Origin of the sequence: Salinisphaera dokdonensis CL-ES53, assembly GCF_040361215.1 — a bacterium.
Taxonomy (GTDB): Bacteria; Pseudomonadota; Gammaproteobacteria; order Nevskiales; family Salinisphaeraceae; genus Salinisphaera; species Salinisphaera dokdonensis.
The window spans coordinates 1,036,128-1,052,965 of record NZ_APND01000001.1; the positions used below are offsets into that span (position 1 = coordinate 1,036,128).

General features: G+C 60.4%; 30 protein-coding genes. 2 read left to right on the top strand and 28 right to left on the bottom strand.

What is annotated here, in order from left to right:
• The first annotated feature begins 110 nt into the window (after positions 1–110).
• Both SADO_RS04810 and SADO_RS04815 read left to right on the top strand, forming a co-directional pair.
• Positions 111–1,154 carry a phosphatase PAP2 family protein gene (locus tag SADO_RS04810; RefSeq protein WP_353109665.1) on the top strand — a complete coding sequence of 348 codons (1,044 nt, stop codon included), beginning with the start codon at positions 111–113 and terminating at the stop codon, positions 1,152–1,154.
• Positions 1,151–1,972 (top strand): symmetrical bis(5'-nucleosyl)-tetraphosphatase, encoded by an 822-nt coding sequence (locus tag SADO_RS04815; protein ID WP_353109667.1) that lies wholly within the window; start codon positions 1,151–1,153, stop codon positions 1,970–1,972. Before SADO_RS04810 ends, SADO_RS04815 begins: the two co-directional genes overlap by 4 nt.
• Positions 1,973–1,978: 6 nt before the next feature.
• Here SADO_RS04815 and SADO_RS04820 read toward each other — a convergent pair whose 3' ends face one another.
• The 28 genes from SADO_RS04820 to rplC form a co-directional block, all read right to left on the bottom strand.
• Positions 1,979–3,082: a DUF481 domain-containing protein gene (locus tag SADO_RS04820; protein ID WP_353109668.1), complete on the bottom strand. Its 1,104-nt coding sequence runs from the start codon at positions 3,080–3,082 to the stop codon at positions 1,979–1,981.
• Positions 3,083–3,175: 93 nt separating this feature from the next.
• Complete coding sequence (rplQ, locus tag SADO_RS04825; RefSeq protein WP_353109669.1) at positions 3,176–3,577, bottom strand: 50S ribosomal protein L17; 402 nt, start codon at positions 3,575–3,577, stop codon at positions 3,176–3,178.
• Positions 3,578–3,624: 47 nt separating this feature from the next.
• Positions 3,625–4,611, bottom strand: coding sequence for a DNA-directed RNA polymerase subunit alpha (locus SADO_RS04830; RefSeq protein WP_353109670.1), 987 nt, complete (start codon positions 4,609–4,611; stop codon positions 3,625–3,627).
• A gap of 36 nt (positions 4,612–4,647) precedes the next feature.
• Positions 4,648–5,271, bottom strand: coding sequence for a 30S ribosomal protein S4 (rpsD, locus tag SADO_RS04835; protein ID WP_353109672.1), 624 nt, complete (start codon positions 5,269–5,271; stop codon positions 4,648–4,650).
• Positions 5,272–5,308: 37 nt separating this feature from the next.
• Positions 5,309–5,710, bottom strand: coding sequence for a 30S ribosomal protein S11 (rpsK, locus tag SADO_RS04840; RefSeq protein ID WP_353109673.1), 402 nt, complete (start codon positions 5,708–5,710; stop codon positions 5,309–5,311).
• Positions 5,711–5,743: 33 nt separating this feature from the next.
• Positions 5,744–6,100 carry a 30S ribosomal protein S13 gene (gene rpsM, locus SADO_RS04845; RefSeq protein ID WP_353109674.1) on the bottom strand — a complete coding sequence of 119 codons (357 nt, stop codon included), beginning with the start codon at positions 6,098–6,100 and terminating at the stop codon, positions 5,744–5,746.
• A gap of 121 nt (positions 6,101–6,221) precedes the next feature.
• Positions 6,222–6,338, bottom strand: a complete 117-nt coding sequence (gene rpmJ, locus SADO_RS04850) for a 50S ribosomal protein L36 (protein WP_006913650.1) — start codon at positions 6,336–6,338, stop codon at positions 6,222–6,224.
• Between the two features lie 77 nt (positions 6,339–6,415).
• Positions 6,416–7,774 (bottom strand): preprotein translocase subunit SecY, encoded by a 1,359-nt coding sequence (gene secY / locus SADO_RS04855; protein WP_353109676.1) that lies wholly within the window; start codon positions 7,772–7,774, stop codon positions 6,416–6,418.
• Between the two features lie 3 nt (positions 7,775–7,777).
• Positions 7,778–8,206, bottom strand: a complete 429-nt coding sequence (rplO, locus tag SADO_RS04860) for a 50S ribosomal protein L15 (RefSeq protein WP_353109678.1) — start codon at positions 8,204–8,206, stop codon at positions 7,778–7,780.
• A 1-nt stretch (position 8,207) separates the two neighbouring features.
• Entirely contained in the window at positions 8,208–8,393 is a 186-nt protein-coding gene (gene rpmD, locus SADO_RS04865; RefSeq protein ID WP_353109680.1) for a 50S ribosomal protein L30, read from the bottom strand.
• Between the two features lie 14 nt (positions 8,394–8,407).
• Positions 8,408–8,917, bottom strand: coding sequence for a 30S ribosomal protein S5 (rpsE, locus tag SADO_RS04870; RefSeq protein WP_353109682.1), 510 nt, complete (start codon positions 8,915–8,917; stop codon positions 8,408–8,410).
• 12 nt (positions 8,918–8,929) lie between these two features.
• A complete protein-coding gene (rplR, locus tag SADO_RS04875) occupies positions 8,930–9,286 on the bottom strand; it encodes a 50S ribosomal protein L18 (RefSeq protein ID WP_353109684.1) in 357 nt (118 codons plus the stop codon).
• 45 nt (positions 9,287–9,331) lie between these two features.
• Positions 9,332–9,862 (bottom strand): 50S ribosomal protein L6, encoded by a 531-nt coding sequence (gene rplF, locus SADO_RS04880; protein ID WP_353109686.1) that lies wholly within the window; start codon positions 9,860–9,862, stop codon positions 9,332–9,334.
• 29 nt (positions 9,863–9,891) lie between these two features.
• Positions 9,892–10,287 (bottom strand): 30S ribosomal protein S8, encoded by a 396-nt coding sequence (gene rpsH, locus SADO_RS04885; RefSeq protein ID WP_353109687.1) that lies wholly within the window; start codon positions 10,285–10,287, stop codon positions 9,892–9,894.
• A 24-nt stretch (positions 10,288–10,311) separates the two neighbouring features.
• Positions 10,312–10,617, bottom strand: coding sequence for a 30S ribosomal protein S14 (rpsN, locus tag SADO_RS04890; protein WP_353109688.1), 306 nt, complete (start codon positions 10,615–10,617; stop codon positions 10,312–10,314).
• A 22-nt stretch (positions 10,618–10,639) separates the two neighbouring features.
• Positions 10,640–11,200, bottom strand: coding sequence for a 50S ribosomal protein L5 (gene rplE / locus SADO_RS04895; RefSeq protein ID WP_353109690.1), 561 nt, complete (start codon positions 11,198–11,200; stop codon positions 10,640–10,642).
• A gap of 11 nt (positions 11,201–11,211) precedes the next feature.
• Entirely contained in the window at positions 11,212–11,541 is a 330-nt protein-coding gene (rplX, locus tag SADO_RS04900; protein WP_353109692.1) for a 50S ribosomal protein L24, read from the bottom strand.
• Complete coding sequence (gene rplN, locus SADO_RS04905; protein WP_353109695.1) at positions 11,538–11,903, bottom strand: 50S ribosomal protein L14; 366 nt, start codon at positions 11,901–11,903, stop codon at positions 11,538–11,540. The genes rplX and rplN overlap by 4 nt, the downstream gene beginning before the upstream one ends.
• 9 nt (positions 11,904–11,912) lie before the next feature.
• Positions 11,913–12,221, bottom strand: a complete 309-nt coding sequence (gene rpsQ / locus SADO_RS04910; RefSeq protein WP_353109697.1) for a 30S ribosomal protein S17 — start codon at positions 12,219–12,221, stop codon at positions 11,913–11,915.
• A 13-nt stretch (positions 12,222–12,234) separates the two neighbouring features.
• Positions 12,235–12,423 carry a 50S ribosomal protein L29 gene (rpmC, locus tag SADO_RS04915; RefSeq protein WP_353109699.1) on the bottom strand — a complete coding sequence of 63 codons (189 nt, stop codon included), beginning with the start codon at positions 12,421–12,423 and terminating at the stop codon, positions 12,235–12,237.
• A gap of 8 nt (positions 12,424–12,431) precedes the next feature.
• Positions 12,432–12,845, bottom strand: coding sequence for a 50S ribosomal protein L16 (rplP, locus tag SADO_RS04920; protein WP_353109701.1), 414 nt, complete (start codon positions 12,843–12,845; stop codon positions 12,432–12,434).
• Between the two features lie 6 nt (positions 12,846–12,851).
• The gene (gene rpsC / locus SADO_RS04925) at positions 12,852–13,532 is read right to left on the bottom strand and encodes a 30S ribosomal protein S3 (RefSeq protein ID WP_353109702.1); all 681 of its coding nucleotides are present in this window, start codon (positions 13,530–13,532) and stop codon (positions 12,852–12,854) included.
• Between the two features lie 12 nt (positions 13,533–13,544).
• Entirely contained in the window at positions 13,545–13,877 is a 333-nt protein-coding gene (gene rplV, locus SADO_RS04930) for a 50S ribosomal protein L22 (protein WP_353109704.1), read from the bottom strand.
• 17 nt (positions 13,878–13,894) lie between these two features.
• The gene (gene rpsS, locus SADO_RS04935) at positions 13,895–14,164 is read right to left on the bottom strand and encodes a 30S ribosomal protein S19 (RefSeq protein ID WP_353109706.1); all 270 of its coding nucleotides are present in this window, start codon (positions 14,162–14,164) and stop codon (positions 13,895–13,897) included.
• Positions 14,165–14,194: 30 nt separating this feature from the next.
• Positions 14,195–15,031 (bottom strand): 50S ribosomal protein L2, encoded by an 837-nt coding sequence (rplB, locus tag SADO_RS04940; protein WP_353109707.1) that lies wholly within the window; start codon positions 15,029–15,031, stop codon positions 14,195–14,197.
• A gap of 32 nt (positions 15,032–15,063) precedes the next feature.
• Positions 15,064–15,366 (bottom strand): 50S ribosomal protein L23, encoded by a 303-nt coding sequence (rplW, locus tag SADO_RS04945; RefSeq protein ID WP_353109709.1) that lies wholly within the window; start codon positions 15,364–15,366, stop codon positions 15,064–15,066.
• On the bottom strand, positions 15,363–15,971 hold the full coding sequence (rplD, locus tag SADO_RS04950) for a 50S ribosomal protein L4 (protein WP_353109710.1): 609 nt from the start codon (positions 15,969–15,971) through the stop codon (positions 15,363–15,365). The genes rplW and rplD overlap by 4 nt, the downstream gene beginning before the upstream one ends.
• Before the next feature lie 27 nt (positions 15,972–15,998).
• Positions 15,999–16,706 carry a 50S ribosomal protein L3 gene (gene rplC, locus SADO_RS04955; protein ID WP_353109712.1) on the bottom strand — a complete coding sequence of 236 codons (708 nt, stop codon included), beginning with the start codon at positions 16,704–16,706 and terminating at the stop codon, positions 15,999–16,001.
• Positions 16,707–16,838 lie beyond the last annotated feature (132 nt).

Sequence of the window (16,838 nt, forward strand, 5' to 3'; positions counted from 1 at the left end):
CAACTTCGCTCTTTCATCCATGTTTATCGGCCTCGAACAGCGAACATTTAGTGGCGACCTTCACCGAAAGTTGCATTTTCCGCGGACTATCAAGAGTCGCTAGCAAGCGTATGAATGCAGGCTGGCGAGCTTTCGTTACCAACGATTTCTGCCTTGCTGCTTTGTCTCTGTTCTATGTGCTCGCGTGTCGGTCGGTCGTTGCGCAGGCCAGTTCGGAGATTTTCGACGACCAGCGAAGTCTGCTTCTCTGGCCGTTTTTTATCCCTCCTATTGCCATCGGCCTCCTGCTTGCGCTGTGCTTTCACACGCTCGTCATTGAGCGCCCAGCTCATCCCACGCGAACGATTATCTCGCGGTTCGCAGCACTTCGCCTGCCGGGCCACCTTGTCCCGGGCGCTCTCGGCTTCTTCTTCATCGCACCGATAATTTTTTACTTCGGACAGATGAAATCACTTATGGATTATCTTGCGTTTTGCCGCTGGGATGAGACGTTCCGACAGATCGACCTTTGGCTCGGCGCCGGTAACTACCCGCATACCTATTTCTCATGGCTCGTTGAAACGCGCCTTCGCTATGAGGTGCTTTCCGCGGCATATCATCCGATATGGGTCAGTTGCTGCCTCGCGCTGCTTGCCTATGCATTGTTCGTGAGCCCTCCTGGCGAGCGCCGCTCCATTTTCCTCCTAAGCTTCGCCAGCGCGTGGATACTAATCGGCACTGTAGTGGCTTTAGCCCTTAACTCCGGCGGGCCGGTGTTTTTCGAGCTGTACACCGGCACCAATGAGTACGCTGCTCTCGTAGAGCACCTCGCAGAACTCACGAACCCCAATGGCCTTGGCAGCTTCCTGCTAGCGGAGAAGCTAGCAGCTTTCAAGAAGGCGGGGATTGCGCCGCCGGGATTTGGCATATCCGCAATGCCCAGCATGCATGTGAGCATCGCCTGCCTGACACTGCTGCGCGCCTGGCATGCAGGTGTATGGGCTCGGACTCTGGCGAGCTGTTATCTGCTGGCCATTTTTGTCGGGTCGATCGTACTCGGCTGGCATTACGCCGCCGATGGCCTTGTCGCAATCGCGCTCACTCTGTTCCTCTGGCGCATTGCGACATCCGTGGTCAGAATGCAGCGCAGAATTCTCGAACCGCGACTCACATGAGCGTTTTCTGCATAGGCGATATACATGGCGCCCTCATACCTCTCGATCAGCTACTCGACCGCCTGCCCTCAGCCAGAGAATCGCACGCACTTTGGTTCGTCGGCGATCTAGTCAATCGCGGACCTGACTCTCTGGGCGTGCTCCGGCGGATCCGAGATATGGGTGATCGGGCCGTCACCGTGATCGGCAATCATGACCTGAGCCTGCTGGCGCTGGCCCAGCGGCCAGATGCGCTGGACTCGGCGAAACCTTCGCTCCGGCCGCTGCTGGAGGCGCCGGACTGCGACGAACTGCTGGAATGGCTGCGCCACCGTCCATTGATGCATCGCGACGAATCGCTGGGGTGGACAATGGTGCACGCCGGGATACCTGCAGAATGGACGATCCAAGAAGCCCAAGCGCGCGCTACCGAGCTCGAGAATGCCCTGCGCGGGCCTGATCACGGGGCATTTCTAGCCGAACTTTTCGGCAATACACCCGAGCAATGGGATCCGCAGCTTGCCGGGGCGGAGCGCCTGCGCTACATAGCCAATACGCTGACGCGTCAGCGCTTCGTGCATGCAGATGGGCGCCTGGACATGGATTACAAGAGAACCCTGGCTGGCGCGCCACCAGAGCTGCTGCCCTGGTTCGCCGTGCCGGAGCGCGCATCAGCTCACGAACGCATCGTGTTCGGTCACTGGTCCGCACTGGAGCGCATCGAGTGGCCGGAACACAACGTCTGGGGTATCGATACCGGCGCCGCCTGGGGCGGTCAGCTGAGCGCATTGCGCCTCGATAGCGCAACGCCCGAACTGGTACAAGTCGACGCCGGCTGAGCCCGATTAGAAGTCCCGGATGACGCCTACCTGATACGAGGTGTCGAGTTCCTCGACGCCAGGCTCGGGGTTATTGTTGTACTCGTGATCGAGCGCGCCCCGAATACGCCAGACAGCGCTGTTGGCGATCGGCACTTCTACGCCAAACGCGGATTCGAGCACGAAGTTCTCGCTCGGACTGTTGCTGACCTCCGGGAAGATCGTGAACTCGTGCGTCAGCTTCATCCATTCCCCAACGAGCTGGGCGTAATCCCAACCTGCGGAGAAGATCAATTCACTACTCTCGGAGTCATCGGTATAGGCCTCGTACTGGTAGCCGAGGCCACTCCGGACCTTGAACGTCAGCCGATCGCGACGCGCCAAGAAGAAGCCAGGGCCAAACAGGGTCCGCGACCGCAGGTCGATATCCTCGAACTCGTCCTTCTCCAACTGCTGCTGAGCAAACCAGAAGATCCGACGAGTAATGTCCTGCTCGTAGCGGGCCTTGCCGAGATACTCCTCTGCAGTCTGCTCTTCGTCCTCTTCTTCGCGGTCAACCGATGCCGATAGAGACAGACGCTTGTCGCCGGTGTCCCGCAATGCCGACACCTCGGTGAGCAACGAACTACTGTCCGTGTTGCCTGAATTGCCGTTGATCGCCAACTCGAAACGTCCGGACCAATAGTCCGCGTCCTCGGGCGGCAGCGCATCCGCCTCTGGCAACTCGTATTCATCGTCATCCGCCTGCGCCGCGACCACTTGGGGCGCTACCTCGGCGACGCTCGCGAGAACGTCTTCGGGTTTAGAGCCGGAAGGCACGGACCGCCCATCGATGTGGATCGACTGCCCGCCCTGCTCGGGCTCATAGACGAATTGGCCTTGAACTTCTTCGCCCGACTCCAGGCGCAACGGAAGCTCGCCGTCGCTGGCGAGACCGTCTATTTGGTCACGCGGCACTACGAGATCATCCGAGAAACGCGTCTTGAGATGTAACTCGTCCGCCGACATGGAGATCACGCTGCCCTTGAGCACACTCCCATCCGACAGATAGACGGTATCGGCATGCGCCGACGACGCATACAACGCGACGCCCACAACCAATGCCCCAAGCCCCAATCGAATCACACCCATTCTATCCCCCAAGCCTCGGCCATATGGCCGTATCTATACGCAAAAAAAAGCCGGCTCTGCAGCCGGCTTTTCAATTTATCAGAGCACGCTGTCTTAGACAGTCGCCTCTTCGGTTTCGTCTTCGTCAACGTCGACCATCGGACGATCGACCAACTCCACGTAGGCCATCGGCGCGTTGTCGCCGGGACGGTTACCGCACTTGAGAATGCGAAGGTAGCCGCCCGGGCGCTGCGCGTAGCGCTGGCCCAGCTCGCTGAACAGCTTGCCGACCGCTTCCTTATCCCGCAGCCGGGCAAACGCCACACGACGGTTAGCGACGCTATCCGTCTTGGCAAGCGTGATCAAGGGCTCGGCCACCCGACGCAATTCCTTGGCCTTGGGCAGCGTCGTGCGAATCAACTCGTGCTTGAACAGCGACGACGACATGTTTTTCATCATGGCGGCGCGGTGCGACGACTCACGCCCCAGATTGGTACCGCTCTTGCGATGACGCATATCTGATATTCCTTAGTCTGCGACTACAAAAAAGCGCTAGCTGAGAGCTAGGCTTTTTCGAGTTCTGCCGGCGGCCAGTTCTCTACCGACATGCCGAGTTTGAGTCCATGTTCCGCCAGCACTTCGCTGATCTCAGTCAGCGATTTCTTGCCGAGGTTAGGCGTGCGCATCAGCTCGGTCTCGGTACGCTGAACCAGATCACCCACGTAATGGATGTCTTCCGCCTTCAGGCAGTTGGTCGAACGAACCGTGAGCTCGAGATCCTCGATCGGCTTCAGCAAGGTCGGGTCAATCTTGCCGGTCTCACCCTTCCGGCTCGACTCCTCGCGTGCTTCCAGGTCGACAAAAACCGACAGCTGATCGTACAACGTGGCCGCTGCGGTGCGCACGGCATCCTCCGGCTCAACGCTGCCATTGGTCTCGATATCCAAGACCAGCTTGTCGAGGTCGGTCCGCTGTTCAACACGCGCACGCTCCACTGCGTAGCTCACCCGACGGATCGGGCTGAAGCTGGCATCGAGGCGCAGGGCGCCGATTTCAGTCGCGCCGGTATCTTCTTCACCCGGCTCCGACTTGCTCTGCGCGGGCTGATAGCCACGGCCACGCTCCACCTTCATGCTCATCCGCAGCTCACCACTCGTGAGATGTGCGATGACCAGATCCGGGTTCACGATCTCGACGTCGTGATCGGTGGTGATATCACCCGCCGTCACAGGCCCCTGACCACTCTTGTGCAGGTGCAGCTCAGCCTCATCGCGCGAGTGCATGCGCACCGCCACGTTTTTGAGGTTGAGCAGCACGTCGATGACATCTTCCTGCATGCCTTCGACCGTGGTGTACTCATGAAGCACACCGTCAATCTTCGCCTCGGTGATCGCCGCCCCTGGAATGGAGGACAGCAGAATCCGCCGAATCGCGTTTCCGAGCGTGTGACCGTAGCCGCGCTCGAGCGGCTCCAGCGCGATCTTGGCGCGGCGTTCGTTCGCCCGCTCAACCTCGACCAGGCGCGGTTTCAGCAATTCACTGGACTGCATAATGCAAATACCTCTTGCCGTCTAGGACAGCGCCAATTACTTCGAGTAAAGCTCGACTACCAGATTCTCGTTGATATCCGGCAGCACCTGATCGCGATCCGGCACCGCTTTGAAGGTCCCCTTGAGGCCCTTCTCGTCCACCTCGACCCACTCGCTGATACCGAGCTGCGAGGCAACCTGGAGCGACTCGAGGATACGTGGTTGGTGTTTGGCGCGATTGCGAATGGCAACCGTATCGCCGACCTTGACCTCGTAGGACGGAATGTTGACCGGATAATCGTTGACCGCCACCGCCTTGTGGTTCACCAACTGCCGCGCTTCAGCGCGCGTCGAGGCAAAGCCCATGCGATAGACGACATTGTCGAGGCGTGACTCAAGCTGCTGCAGCAGCAGCACGCCGGTCGCGCCCTTGTTCTGGGCCGCCTTCTTGTAATAGTTGCGAAACTGGTTTTCCAGCACGCCATACATATGCCGAAGTTTCTGCTTTTCACGCAGCTGCAGCGCGTAATCGGAAAGGCGTTGGCGACGCGCGGTGCCCTGGGCACCCGGCAGCGTATCGATCTTGCATTTGCCTTCCAGCGAACGACCGCGCCCCTTCAAGAACAGGTCGGTACCTGCTCGGCGCGAAAGCTTGCATTTCGGTCCCGTATATTTAGCCATTTCTTTCTACCTGTTCCTGTGCGTTCGCCCGAGCGCGCTAGACGCGGCGCTTCTTGGGCGGGCGGCAACCGTTGTGCGGGATGGGGGTCACATCGATGATGCCCGTGACCTTGAAACCTGCACCGTTGAGCGAGCGTACGGCCGCCTCACGCCCCGGGCCGGGACCCTTGACGCGAACTTCGAGATTCTTGACCCCGTACTGGTTGGCACCCTCGCCCGCGCGCTCAGCTGCAACCTGCGCAGCGAACGGCGTGCTCTTGCGGGAACCCTTGAAGCCGCAGCTTCCCGAGGTGCACCACGCAAGGACGTTGCCTTGACGATCCGAAATCGTGATGATCGTATTGTTGAACGTCGCATACACGAAGGCGATGCCGTCCGTGACGTTGCGGCGTGCGCGCGACTTGCGCGTACGGGTCGAAGAAGAAGTGCCTGTCGCCATAAAGCGTTACCTGTACTCTCGTGCGAGAACGAACTAGCGGCGAATGGGCCGGCGAGGACCCTTACGCGTGCGCGAATTGGTTTTGGTGCGCTGGCCGCGCACGGGCAGACCGCGACGATGACGCAGACCGCGATAACAGCCAAGGTCCATCAGACGCTTGATGTTCATCGAGATCTCGCGACGCAGATCGCCCTCGATCGTGTACTGCTGCACCTGAGCGCGCAGTGCCTCGACCTCACCCTCGGTGAGATCCTTGATCTTGGTATCGGTCGCCACTTCGGCCGACGCGCAGATCTCGCGCGCCCGGGTGAACCCGACGCCGTAAAGTGACGTCAGTGCCACGACCGCGTGCTTGTTGATCGGGAGGTTAACTCCAGCGATTCGCGCCATTCGATTGATCTCCCAGCTATTGGGCGTTGGTTGAGTGCCGGCTCAGGCGCCCGCGAATTATTCAACCGTGGAAAAGCCCGCCAATATAGCCTTTCTGTTCAGTGATTACAAGACGTACCGACTAACCCTGGCGCTGCTTATGGCGCGGGTCTGTCGAGCAGATGACCATCACGGCGCCGTTGCGGCGGATGACCTTGCAGTTACGGCAAATTTTCTTGACCGATGCTCTAACTTTCATGTCCTACCTCTGACATCACGCCGGCCGCATGAACAGCCGGAGGTGTATCCGTTAAATCCGTATTCAACCAGCTCCGACTAGCGGAGCATGCCCGCGCCGCGGCCCTGACCTTGAGACTTCAGGTTGTTCTTCTTCATCAACCCTTCGTACTGATGCGACATCAGATGAGCCTGGAGTTGAGCCATGAAATCCATGACTACCACCACGATGATCAGCAGCGACGTACCGCCGAAGTAGAACGGCACGTTGTACTGAAGAATCAGCAGCTCCGGCAGCAGACATACAGCGGTGACATAGATCGCGCCGGCAACCGTCAAACGCGTCAGCACGGTATCTATGTAGTTCGCCGTCTGCATGCCTGGACGAACGCCCGGGATGAACGCACCCGACTTCTTCAGGTTATCTGCCGTTTCCCGCGAGTCGAACACGAGCGCAGTGTAGAAGAAGCAGAAGAAGATGATCATCAACGAGTAGAACAGCACATACAGCGGCTGCCCCGGTGCGATAGCGTTGGAAACCCAATTCGCGACCGTGCCGCCCTCACCCAGGAAGCGAACAATCGTCGCCGGAAACAGGATGATGCTGGAGGCGAAGATGGGCGGAATAACGCCAGCCATATTCAGCTTCAACGGCAGATGCTGCGTCTGGGCCGCATACATCTTGCGACCGCGCTGACGTTGCGCGTGATGCACTGGTATGCGCCGCTGTGCTCGCTCCACGAACACCACGAACGCCAATACGGCCATGGCACCCACAAACAGCGCGATTACGAAGAACACGCTCAACTCGCCCGTGCGCACCAGATCCAGCGTGCCGCCGATCGCCGATGGCAGACCCGACACGATGGCGGCAAAAATCAGCATCGAGATGCCGTTACCAATGCCACGCTCGGTCACCTGCTCGCCCAGCCACATCAGGAACATCGCGCCAGTCGTAAGACACAAAGCGGTCGTGAAGATGAAACTCAGCTCACTGGTGCCGCTCTGCGCTATTCCCTGATTCCAGAGTGCTACACCGGTCCCGATAGACTGGAATGAAGCCAGTGCCACCGTGCCATACCGCGTGTATTGCGTGATCTTGCGTCGACCCGCCTCACCCTCTTTCTTGAGTTCCTTGAGGGTGGGGATCGTAGCCGTCATCAACTGCATGATGATCGACGCCGAAATATACGGCATCACGCCCAACGCGAAGATCGACAAACGCTCCAGCGCGCCGCCGGTGAACATCACCCCAACATCCAGGATGGTGCCCGACTGCTGATCGAAAAGACGCGCGAGCTGCGCCGGATCAATGCCCGGCACCGGAATGAACGTGCCAATCCGGAAAACGATCAAAGCGCCTACCAGAAACAGCAGGCGCTGACGCACTTCCGTGAGACTACCGGCGTTGGGATTCATGCCACCGCCGGCGCCTGCGTTGTTGGGCCGCTTCGCCATGATCTACTCGGAGACGCTACCGCCGGCCGCTTCGATGGCCTTGACGGCACCCGCGGTCGCGGCGACGCCCTTGAGGTTAATCGCTTTCGAAAGCTCACCCGAGGCGATGACCTTCGCGCGACGCGAATCACGCGCGATCACGCCGGCCGCCTTGAGAGCGGCGAGGTCGACATCACCATCCAGGCGATTCAGGTTGTCCAGGCGCACTTCCGCCGGCGCGTTCATCGCGCTGCGGAAACCCCGCTTGGGTACGCGGCGCTGCAACGGCATCTGGCCGCCTTCGAAGCCCACCTTGGTATAGCCGCCGCTACGGGCCTTCTGGCCCTTGTGGCCACGGCCCGCGGTCTTGCCCATGTCGGAACCCGGACCACGACCAACGCGCTTGCGCAGCTGACGGGCGCCATCGCCGGGTTGAAGATCGTTGAGTTTCATCCTAGGACTCCTCGATCGCGAGCATGTCGACAATCTTGTTGATCATGCCGCGGTTTTCCGGCGTGTCCGCCACCGAAACCGTGTGATGCATCCGACGCAGGCCGAGGCCGCGCACACAGGCGCGATGCCGCTCGAGCCGGCCGATCGGGCTCTTGATAAGTTTGATCGTGATCTGCTTACTGGCCATCGCGCACGCTCCCGTTAAGCGGTGATTTCTTCAACCGTCTTGCCACGCTTGGCGGCGATGAACTCCGGATCGTGCATTTCACGCAGACCGTTGATCGTCGCCCGCACGAGGTTGATCGGGTTACGTGAGCCGTAGCTCTTGGCCAGCACGTTGCTGACGCCCGCAACCTCGAACACCGCACGCATGCCACCACCCGCGATCACGCCGGTACCTTCCGAGGCCGGGCGGATGATCACCTTAGTCGCGCCGTGCCAGCCGACGATTGCGTGCTGCACCGTCGAGCCGTCCTTGAGCTGGACGCGGATCATGCTCTTGCGCGCGGCTTCCATCGCCTTGGCGATCGCCAGCGGCACTTCGCGCGCCTTGCCATAACCGAAACCGACCCGGCCTTCGCCGTCGCCAACCACGGTAAGCGCGGTGAAGCCGAACTGACGGCCACCCTTGACCACCTTGGCTACGCGGTTGACCGTGATCAGCTTCTCGAGCAGATCGCCTTCGGTACGTTGTTCGTTACGTGTTGCCATCTCTAGATCCTGTTAGAACTGCAGGCCGCTTTCACGCGCCGCGTCAGCCAGCGCCTTGATACGACCGTGATAGGCAAAGCCTGCGCGATCGAACGCTACCGTCTCGACGCCCGCGGCTTTCGCGCGGTCGGCGATTGTACGCCCAATCAGGCGCGCAGCGTCACAATTGCCCGTCTTGCCGCACTCTTCCTTGAGGCTCTTCTCGACCGTGGAAGCACACGCAATCGTGCGAGAACCGTCCGGTGCGACGACCTGGGCGTAGATATGCTGCGGCGTCCGATGAACGGACAGACGGTGGGCGCCCAGGTCACGCATGTGCATGCGTCCCCGGCGAGCCCGGCGCAGTCGCGAAATCGTTTTCTTGTGCATGGCTTACTGAATCTGTTGGTGGCCGTTAATGAAGCGAGCCGGTGTTTACTTCTTCTTCGCGTCCTTGCGAACCACACGCTCATCGGCGTAGCGGATACCTTTGCCCTTATAGGGCTCCGGCGGACGGAAGTTGCGGATTTCAGCAGCGGCCTGGCCAACGACCTGCTTGTCGGCACCGCTGAGAATGATTTCCGTGTTGCTCGGCGTCTGCACGGTCACACCCTGGGGCATCTTGTATGCCACCGGATGGGACAGGCCAAGCGAGAGGTTCACGACATCACCTTGAGCCTGAGCGCGATAACCCACGCCCACCAGCTCAAGCTTGCGCTCGAAACCTTCGCTCACGCCCTTGACCATGTTGGCCACGATCGCGCGCACCGTACCGGCCATCGCCAGATTGGGCTTGCGACCGGTTGCCTGCGCACGCGCCTCGCTGTCGGCAACCTCGAGGTCTACACCCGACGGCAGGCGAAACGACAGCTCACCGTTCTTGCCCTTGACGCGCACGTCGCGCTCGGCGACGTTGCATTCAACGCCGCTGGGCAGGCTCACGGGCGCCTTAGCTACTCTGGACATATTCGAACTTCCTGTGCGTTGCTACGCGTCTACGACACGTAGCAGAGAATCTCGCCGCCGTGACCCGCTTCGCGCGCCGCGCGATCGGTCATCACGCCCTGCGACGTGGACACAATCGAGATGCCAAGGCCGCCGACCACTGCCGGCACGTCCTTGCTACCGCGATAGATCCGAAGACCGGGCTTGGAGACGCGCTCAATGTTCTCGATCACGCCGTGACCCTGGAAGTACTTCAGCTGCACACGCAGGCGCGGCTTTCCATCCAGCTCACTCGTTTCGAATCCGGTTATGTAGCCTTCGCTTTCAAGCACGCCGGCGATTGCCAGCTTCAGCTTGGACGAGGGCATTTCTACGCTTTCCTTGTCTGCCGACTGCCCGTTACGAATACGGGTCAACATGTCGGCAATAGGGTCAGTCATACTCATGCGTACCGATACCTTTGCTGTGGCCTACCAGGAGGACATTACGAGACCGGGCACTTCGCCGCGCATAGCTGCTTCCCGCAGCTTGTTGCGCGAGAGCCCGAACTTGCGATAAACGCCACGCGGACGACCGGTGGCTTGGCAGCGACGCGTGACCCGAGTCGGGCTTGCGTCGCGCGGCAGCGCCTGCAGTTCCTGCGCGGCGGCGAACCGCTCTTCCGGGGTTGCCTCCGGGTCGTTGATTCGATCCTTGATCGCAGCGCGCTTGGCAGCATACTTCGCTACCAGCTTGGCACGCTTCTGATCGCGGGCGATCATACTCTTCTTTGCCATAGTATTGGTCTCCGGGGCCGGCTTACTTGCGGAACGGGAAGTTGAACCCGTCCAGCAGCGCGCGCCCCTCTTCATCATTCTGTGCGGAGGTCGAGATCACGATGTCCATGCCACGCAGTGCGTCGACCCGGTCATAATCGATCTCGGGAAACACGATCTGCTCGCGAATACCCATGCTGTAATTACCGCGGCCGTCAAACGCACGCGGGTTCAGGCCGCGGAAGTCACGAATACGCGGGAGCGACACGTTGACGAGTCGATCCAGGAATTCGTACATCTGCGTACGACGCAGCGTGACCTTGCAGCCGATCGGCCAGCCTTCACGGATCTTGAAGCCGGCGACCGACTTGCGTGCCCGCGTCATCACCGGCTTCTGGCCAGCGATCTTGGCCATGTCACCCATGGCGGCTTCGATCACCTTGCGATCGGACACAGCTTCGCCGACACCCATATTAAGCGTGATCTTCGTCACACGCGGCGCCGCCATCGGGCTGCTGTAACCGAACTGCTCAACGAGTTTCGGGACGATTTGATCGGCATAGACCGATTTCAAGCGTGCCGGATGTTTGATTGCGTTTTCCATGACTGTATTGCCTACGCGTCGACCACTTCGCCAGACGACTTGTAGATGCGCACCTTACGACGGTCCGCACCTTCGCCCAACCACTTGAAACCGACCCGTTCACCTTTCTGGGTGTCCGGGTTGTACAGCATCACGTTCGAGATGTGCAGCGGCATCTCGCGTTCTTCAATGCCACCCTGGATACCCTGGTTCGGGTCCGGACGCACATGCTTCTTCGCGATGTTGATACCGTCGACAACGACCTTGTCCTCGAGCACACGATTCACGGTGCCACGACGACCACGGTCCTTGCCCGAGATCACGATGATCTCGTCGCCACTACGAATCTTTCTGGAGCTCATAGAACCTCCGGAGCGAGCGAGATGATGCGCATGAACTTCTCGCGCAGCTCGCGCGTGACCGGGCCGAAGATACGCGTACCAACGGGCTCGTTGTTCGCGTTCAGCAGCACGGCCGCATTGTTGTCGAAGCGGATCAGCGAACCGTCACCGCGACGCACGCCATGCCGGGTGCGAACGACGACGGCATTCATGACCTCGCCCTTCTTCACTCGACCACGCGGAATCGCGTCCTTGACGCTGACCTTGATGATGTCGCCAACACGAGCGTAACGGCGATGCGACCCGCCCAGCACCTTGATGCACTGGACGCGGCGGGCGCCGCTGTTATCGGCCGCATTGAGTACCGATTCTGTCTGGATCATGGCTGTCGTTTATCCTGCGGTATCGAATTCGCCGGCCTTCTCGACCACGCGCCGCAGCGACCACGCCTTATGGCGGGACACCGGGCGACCCTCTGAGATTTCCACCAGATCACCCACCTGACAGGTATTCTCCGGATCATGCGCCTTCAGACGCGTGCTCCGACGGACATACTTGCCATACAACGGGTGCTGCATGCGCCGCTCAATCAGAACCACAATGGTCTTGTCCATCGCGTTACTGACAACCTTTCCAGCCAGGACGCGCTGACGCTTGTCCTGATCGGCGGCCGCGTTGTTCGTTTCGCTCGTTTCGCTCATGGCTCAACTGTTCCTATTTGCGCGCTTCGCGCAGCACGGTCTTGATGCGCGCGATATCGCGACGGATGGCGCCAAACTGATGCGTCTGCGCCTGCTGACCTGTCGCCTGCTGCATGCGCAGGTTGAACTGTTCGCGCCGTAGCGAGAGCAGCTCTTTCGTGAGGTCTTCGGGCGACTTCTCGCGCAATTCTTTCGCTTTCATCTTCGCCTCTACAGAATCTTGCGTTCGACAAAGGCCGTCTTAACCGGCAGCTTCGACGCTGCCAGACGGAACGCTTCCTGGGCGACTTCGCGGCTGACGCCTTCCATCTCATAGAGCATGGAACCAGGCTGGACCTTGGCAACCCAGAATTCGACGTTGCCCTTGCCCTTACCCATACGAACTTCGATGGGCTTCTTGGTCACCGGCTTGTCCGGAAACACGCGAATCCACGTCTTGCCGCCACGCTTGATGTGACGGGTCATGGCACGACGAGCGGCTTCGATCTGGCGCGCCGTCAGACGACCGCGCTGCACGGCCTTCAGGCCGTACTCACCAAAGCTCACCTCGTTGCCGCGTTGCGCAAGACCGCGATTACGGCCCTTCTGGACCTTGCGGAATTTCGTACGTTTCGGTTGCAACATCGCTTATTACCCCGCGGCCGCGCCGGACTCGGCGGGCTTCTCTTCGATCTTGGGTTCCGTATCGAACACTTCGCCCTTGAAGATCCAGACCTTTACGCCGATGACGCCGTAAGTGGTCTTGGCTTCCGCCAGGCCATAATCGATATCGGCACGCAGCGTGTGAAGCGGCACACGACCGTCGCGATACCACTCGGTACGCGCAATCTCGGCACCGTTCAGACGGCCGGCCACGTTGACGCGGATACCGCCGGCACCGAGACGCATCGCATTACCAACCGCGCGCTTCATCGCACGACGGAACATGATGCGGCGCTCGAGCTGCTGCGCAATGTTCTGGGCCACAAGCAGGGCGTCGAGTTCCGGGCGACGAATCTCTTCCACCGACAGATGCACCGGCACGCCCATGCGACTGGACACTTCCGCGCGCAGCTTGTCGATATCCTCGCCCTTCTTGCCGATTACGATACCCGGGCGGGCCGTGTGGATCGTGATCCGGGCGGAACGCGCCGGACGATCGATCTGAATACGGCTGACCGAAGCGTGCGACAGCTTTTCGCGGATGAAGTCACGAATCTCGAGATCCGTGTTCAACGCGTCGCTATAGCCAACGCCTTCGGCGTACCAGCGCGAGCTCCACTCGGAAGTGATACCGAGACGGAAACCGACAGGATGTACTTTATGACCCATATCTATGTCCGATTACTTGTCTGCGACACGAATCGTCAGGTGACTCGTACGCTTGAAAATCCGGTCGGCACGACCACGTGCCCGCGGCTTCATGCGCTTCATGGTCGGACCTTCGTCGATCATGATCACCGAGACCTTGAGCTCGTCGATGTCGGCGCCTTCGTTGTGCTCGGCGTTGGCTACCGCCGACTCCAGCACCTTGCGCACGATCTGCGCCGCCTTCTTCGTCGAGAACTGCAGCGTTTCGAGCGCGCGCTCGACCGGCATACCGCGCACTTCGTCTGCGACGAGGCGAGCTTTCTGCGGCGAGATCCGCGCGAAACGCAATTTGGCGAACGATTCCATAATTATAAGTCCTCGCCTTAACCCTTGCGGTCGCCCAGGTGACCCTTGAACGTCCGGGTCGGGGAGAATTCGCCGAGCTTGTGGCCGACCATGTTTTCAGACACGAACACCGGGATGTGCTGACGACCGTTGTGCACGGAAATCGTCAGACCGATCATGTCCGGCGTCACCATGGAGCGGCGCGACCAGGTCTTGATCGGACGCTTGGTGCTGCTGCCCAGGGCCTTTTCGACCTTGGCGGCCAAGTGAAGGTCCACAAACGGGCCTTTCTTGATAGAGCGTGGCATAGCTGTTCCTGTACCTGATGTGTACGCGGCTTACCGCTTCTTACGTTTGGTGCTGCGACGAACGATCATGCCGTCCGTGCGCTTGTTGGCACGCGTCTTGAAGCCCTTCGTCTTCCAACCCCAGGGGCTGGTCGGATGCCGACCGCCGCTGGTGCGACCTTCACCACCACCGTGCGGATGGTCGACCGGATTCATGGCGACACCACGAACCGTCGGGCGGCGACCACGCCAGCGCTTCGCGCCAGCCTTGCCGAGCTGACGCAGGCTGTGCTCGTAGTTACCAACTTCGCCAACCGTGGCGCGGCAGTTGATATGCACGCGCCGGGTCTCGCCGGACTTCAAGCGCAGCACAGCGTACTCGCCGGCACGGGCTGCGACCTGAATGGCAGCACCCGCGCTACGGCCAAGCTGCGCACCTTTGCCGGGACGCATCTCGACACAGTGCACCGTGGTGCCGACCGGAATGCTCGCCAACGGCAATGCATTACCCGGACGAATCGGCGACTGAGGACCAGAGACGATCTGCGTACCGACAGCCACGCCACGCGGGGCGATGATGTAGCGACGCTCGCCATCCAGATAGCACAGCAGCGCAATGTTCGCACTACGGTTCGGATCGTACTCGAGACGTTCGACCTTCGCCGGCACGCCATCCTTGTCACGCTTGAAGTCGACAAGACGATAATGCTGGCGATGACCGCCGCCACGATGACGGACCGTGATGCGGCCGTTGTTGTTGCGACCGCCCTGCTTGTGCTTCTTGACGACGAGCGACGACTCGGGCTTGCCGGTGTGCAAGGACTGATCCTTGACGCTCACGACAAAGCGACGTCCCGCTGATGTCGGCTTGGCTTTCTTGAGTGCCATAATTCCTTACCTGTCTGGCGCTATCGCAGCGCTTACTGGGTGGCGCCGTCGAGGAAATCGATTTCCTCGCCTTCCGCCAGCGAGACGTAAGCCTTCTTCCAACCACTCCGCACGCCGGGACGGCCACGAAAGCGCTTGAGCTTCGGCTTCACGTTGCTGATGGTCACGCCTTCGACCTTTACGTCGAACAGCGCAGCGACAGCTGCCGCGATTTCCGGCTTGCTGGCCGTCTTCGCAACCTCGAAGACCACCTGATTATTCGCATCGCCAACCACACTGCTCTTCTCGGAGATGTGCGGGGCGCGCAGAATCTGAAAAATTCGTTCCTGGTTCATTGCAACCAACCTTCGAGGGCGCGCAGCGCCTCTTCCGTGATCAGCACTTTCTCGGCACCCACCAGCACGACCGGATCGATGGCGGAAACACCTACCACGTCGAGCCCGATGATGTTGTTGGCCGAGTAGCCCAGCTTGTCGTCCACTTCGTTGACGATCACCAGACCGCGCGCCTCGCAGTCCTGATCGGCAAGCGCCTTGATCAGACCCTTGGTGCTACGCGTCTCGAGCGCAGGCGCTTCGATGACGACCAGGCGATCCTGACGCAGAAGCTCCGACACGATGGCGCGCATGCCAGCGCGATACATCTTGCGGTTGACCTTCTGCGAATAGTCGCGCGGTACGGCTGCAAAGGTCACGCCACCACCGGCCCAAATCGGGCTCCGAATGGTGCCGGCACGAGCACGACCCGTGCCCTTCTGCCGCCACGGCTTCTTGCCGCCGCCACGTACCGCAGCACGATTCTTCTGGGCCTTGGTGCCTGCACGCGAACCCGCGAGATACGCGGTCACGATCTGATGCACCAGATCCTTGTTGAACGGGCGCGCAAAGATCTCATCCGATACCGAGACCGATTTGCCGCCTGTTGCCAAATTCAGTTCCATGACTTATGCCTGTCGTAAGAGTCGCGCTTAACCGGCTTTCTTGACTGCCGGGCTGATGACCACGTCACCACCCTTGGCACCCGGAACACCGCCCTGGATCAGGATCAGATTACGTTCGGCGTCGACACGCACGACACGCAGATTCTGAACCGTCGTGCGCGCATTGCCGAGCTGACCGGCCATCTTCTTGCCCTTGAACACATGACCCGGCGACTGGTTCTGACCAATCGAACCCGGGGCGCGATGCGCCTTCGAGTTACCGTGCGACATGCGCTGCGAGCTGAAGTTGTGGCGCTTGATCACGCCGCCGTAGCCTTTACCGATCGAACGGCCAACCACGTCGACAATCTGCCCTTCGGCGAACAGCGACACCGTGAGCTCACCGCCTACGGAAATCTCGACTTGCTCGGCCTCGGCCGGCTCTTCGCCTTCTTCAGTCGGCTGCGGCGCGGCGCCCGGCACGGTCGGCCAGTCGCCCTCGACACGAAACTCCCAGAGACCGCGACCCGCTTCGACGCCCGCCTTCTTGAAGTGGCCGGCGCTGGCGCTCGTGACCCGGCTGGCACGACGCGATCCCGTCGTTACCTGCACGGCACGATAGCCTTCGGTGTCCACGTCCTTCATTTGAACGACGCGGTTGGGCTCGACTTCAACGACCGTTACGGGAACGGATACGCCGTTGTCGTCGAACACGCGAGACATGCCGCGCTTGCGACCTACCAATCCAATAGCCATGTGTTAAGTACCTTCTCGCTTATCGCCACTCGCTAGAGGGGGCGACAGTTCAAGTTTGGTTGCATCCAGTGAACAGGCCCGCGTGATGCGGGCCTTGTTCGCCAGGGTCGCGGACTATACCAGACCGCAACC

Coding starts and splice junctions, on each gene's coding strand:
- SADO_RS04810 (WP_353109665.1), top strand. CDS start 111: ATGAATGCAGGCTGGCGAGCTTTCGTTACCAACGATTTCTGCCTTGCT.
- SADO_RS04815 (WP_353109667.1), top strand. CDS start 1,151: ATGAGCGTTTTCTGCATAGGCGATATACATGGCGCCCTCATACCTCTC.
- SADO_RS04820 (WP_353109668.1), bottom strand. CDS start 3,082: ATGGGTGTGATTCGATTGGGGCTTGGGGCATTGGTTGTGGGCGTCGCG.
- rplQ (WP_353109669.1), bottom strand. CDS start 3,577: ATGCGTCATCGCAAGAGCGGTACCAATCTGGGGCGTGAGTCGTCGCAC.
- SADO_RS04830 (WP_353109670.1), bottom strand. CDS start 4,611: ATGCAGTCCAGTGAATTGCTGAAACCGCGCCTGGTCGAGGTTGAGCGG.
- rpsD (WP_353109672.1), bottom strand. CDS start 5,271: ATGGCTAAATATACGGGACCGAAATGCAAGCTTTCGCGCCGAGCAGGT.
- rpsK (WP_353109673.1), bottom strand. CDS start 5,710: ATGGCGACAGGCACTTCTTCTTCGACCCGTACGCGCAAGTCGCGCGCA.
- rpsM (WP_353109674.1), bottom strand. CDS start 6,100: ATGGCGCGAATCGCTGGAGTTAACCTCCCGATCAACAAGCACGCGGTC.
- rpmJ (WP_006913650.1), bottom strand. CDS start 6,338: ATGAAAGTTAGAGCATCGGTCAAGAAAATTTGCCGTAACTGCAAGGTC.
- secY (WP_353109676.1), bottom strand. CDS start 7,774: ATGGCGAAGCGGCCCAACAACGCAGGCGCCGGCGGTGGCATGAATCCC.
- rplO (WP_353109678.1), bottom strand. CDS start 8,206: ATGAAACTCAACGATCTTCAACCCGGCGATGGCGCCCGTCAGCTGCGC.
- rpmD (WP_353109680.1), bottom strand. CDS start 8,393: ATGGCCAGTAAGCAGATCACGATCAAACTTATCAAGAGCCCGATCGGC.
- rpsE (WP_353109682.1), bottom strand. CDS start 8,917: ATGGCAACACGTAACGAACAACGTACCGAAGGCGATCTGCTCGAGAAG.
- rplR (WP_353109684.1), bottom strand. CDS start 9,286: ATGCACAAGAAAACGATTTCGCGACTGCGCCGGGCTCGCCGGGGACGC.
- rplF (WP_353109686.1), bottom strand. CDS start 9,862: ATGTCCAGAGTAGCTAAGGCGCCCGTGAGCCTGCCCAGCGGCGTTGAA.
- rpsH (WP_353109687.1), bottom strand. CDS start 10,287: ATGAGTATGACTGACCCTATTGCCGACATGTTGACCCGTATTCGTAAC.
- rpsN (WP_353109688.1), bottom strand. CDS start 10,617: ATGGCAAAGAAGAGTATGATCGCCCGCGATCAGAAGCGTGCCAAGCTG.
- rplE (WP_353109690.1), bottom strand. CDS start 11,200: ATGGAAAACGCAATCAAACATCCGGCACGCTTGAAATCGGTCTATGCC.
- rplX (WP_353109692.1), bottom strand. CDS start 11,541: ATGAGCTCCAGAAAGATTCGTAGTGGCGACGAGATCATCGTGATCTCG.
- rplN (WP_353109695.1), bottom strand. CDS start 11,903: ATGATCCAGACAGAATCGGTACTCAATGCGGCCGATAACAGCGGCGCC.
- rpsQ (WP_353109697.1), bottom strand. CDS start 12,221: ATGAGCGAAACGAGCGAAACGAACAACGCGGCCGCCGATCAGGACAAG.
- rpmC (WP_353109699.1), bottom strand. CDS start 12,423: ATGAAAGCGAAAGAATTGCGCGAGAAGTCGCCCGAAGACCTCACGAAA.
- rplP (WP_353109701.1), bottom strand. CDS start 12,845: ATGTTGCAACCGAAACGTACGAAATTCCGCAAGGTCCAGAAGGGCCGT.
- rpsC (WP_353109702.1), bottom strand. CDS start 13,532: ATGGGTCATAAAGTACATCCTGTCGGTTTCCGTCTCGGTATCACTTCC.
- rplV (WP_353109704.1), bottom strand. CDS start 13,877: ATGGAATCGTTCGCCAAATTGCGTTTCGCGCGGATCTCGCCGCAGAAA.
- rpsS (WP_353109706.1), bottom strand. CDS start 14,164: ATGCCACGCTCTATCAAGAAAGGCCCGTTTGTGGACCTTCACTTGGCC.
- rplB (WP_353109707.1), bottom strand. CDS start 15,031: ATGGCACTCAAGAAAGCCAAGCCGACATCAGCGGGACGTCGCTTTGTC.
- rplW (WP_353109709.1), bottom strand. CDS start 15,366: ATGAACCAGGAACGAATTTTTCAGATTCTGCGCGCCCCGCACATCTCC.
- rplD (WP_353109710.1), bottom strand. CDS start 15,971: ATGGAACTGAATTTGGCAACAGGCGGCAAATCGGTCTCGGTATCGGAT.
- rplC (WP_353109712.1), bottom strand. CDS start 16,706: ATGGCTATTGGATTGGTAGGTCGCAAGCGCGGCATGTCTCGCGTGTTC.